Annotated in this window: 1 protein-coding gene and 1 pseudogene; both read left to right on the top strand. The window is 55.5% G+C overall.

What is annotated here, in order from left to right:
• Positions 1-415: replication initiation factor domain-containing protein (locus tag GHO42_RS02455; RefSeq protein WP_178113948.1), on the top strand; the 415-nt coding region annotated here is incomplete at its 5' end.
• 862 nt (positions 416-1,277) lie between these two features.
• A pseudogene (locus tag GHO42_RS25815) lies at positions 1,278-1,749 on the top strand (hypothetical protein); the annotation flags it as partial.

The raw sequence follows: 1,749 nt of genomic DNA, 5'->3' as shown, positions 1-1,749 counted from the left end.
TCGGGGTGAAAGTCGCACGCTGTATCTCGGTTCGAAAGATTCGCCGGTTCGCCTGGTGCTCTACGAGAAAGGCTATGAGCAAGGTGGTGATGCTCCTAGAAACTGGGTTCGGCTTGAAGTACGCGTTAGGCCAAAACGGGATCATCGAGCCGCTGTTGCCACATGGGAGCCGGGGCATGCTTTCTGCGCTGCTTGGGTTCCAGACGCGCTCAAGTGCATCGGTTGGGATCACCTCGAAAAGAAGGCTGTAGGCACTGTATGGAAGCGTTCAGACACCGAACGAGCAAGGGCTGCACTGGTTAAACAATACGGCGCGATCATGGCTCAATGGGCGTCTGATGTAGGGTCTTGGGAGGCTCTAGGACAGGCCATTGGGGCGGCTATTGTTAAACCTCAGATGACGGAGAACGCATGAAAAGATTGGGTTTAACGCCAGAAACGGCGCCTCACTTTGTTGAGTACCAGGGCGAGCTTCCAGTCCCGGTATTCGTCACTCTTGAATCGCATCGAAAAACAAAGGCACAGATACGGCAAAAGATCGCTGCTGCAACGGCAGATGATCGAAAGGCGCAACGGTTCGTGACTGAATGACTGCTGGGCAAGACAGGTGAAGTAGACCCACCAGCAAGCTGGCGACCCTTCTTCACGGCTTGCCAATTCGCCTACCGGCTCAATGGACTGTTGCCTTTGGCGTCAAAACTCTTTGCGGCTGGGAGAGGTCTGGAGGAAGCGCTAGCGTAGCGCTGCGCAGCCTCCAGACCTCTCCCAGCGGACAAGCGCGAGCGCGTCAGTACCACACTTATTGACGAGGTGGACACCTTGGGCCACACTCAAGCCTTAAGTGTCCACCTGGAGTTCACCCATGCCTACCATCAAGCCTAGAGTCCAAGTTACGTTGGAGCCTTCAACGCATGAGGTCATCGAGCGTCTTGCAAAGCTTCAGGGGCGCACTAGAGGCGCGATCATTGCGGATCTGCTCAATTCCGTTGCTCCGAGCCTTACGCGCACTGTGGCGCTTCTGGAGGCCGCTATGGAAGCACCTAACGAGGTTAAGCGCGGTCTACGAAGCGTTGTCGAGGGTCTCCATAACGAACTTGTTACGGTCGCTGGGGATGCTTCTTCACAGCTCGATATGCTCATGGGGAAGCTGTCAGAAGATGCCTCTGAGAACGCAGCCGACCCCCATGTAGTAACACGGGGGTCAGGTATCTCCCTCCCTGCCGAGAAGGCACATCCCAAGAAACCTCGAAAGCCTTATAAACCGGGGGCTACAGCCAATGGCTAGGTGGGATTGGTATCAATCGACCGTTCTTGTCCAAGATCCGCAACAATCCGGTCTTGTTGACGCTCTTTTGAGGGCATGGCCGTTGTCCGATTGGGCACCTGCTAAGAACCTCAATGGTTATCTCTATGGCGGACAAATCCGGCGCGGTGATCGAACTCTTTGCCACGTCTGTTGGGGTGGGCAAACCGGGGTCAATTGCAAGTCAACCAGTGATGAGTCTCCGGCTCTCGCGGCAGCTCTTCGGGAGTTCGGTAAACCCCACCTCCCAACACGGGTGGACACTTGCGAAGACTGGCAGGAAGACGGCCTCTTTGATTCGATGGCTGCTCGCTTGATTCAATACGCTCAAGACAATCGTTTGGCTATCAACCAGCAGGGCGATTGGGTTCGGGGTGAAAGTCGCACGCTGTATCTCGGTTCGAAAGATTCGCCGGTTCGCCTGGTGCTCTACGAGAAAGGCTATG

This window comes from Pseudomonas sp. FSL R10-0056 (genome assembly GCF_009600105.1).
In the GTDB taxonomy this organism is placed as follows: domain Bacteria; phylum Pseudomonadota; class Gammaproteobacteria; order Pseudomonadales; family Pseudomonadaceae; genus Aquipseudomonas; species Aquipseudomonas bubulae.
This window is presented reverse-complemented; position numbering and strand designations above follow the sequence as displayed.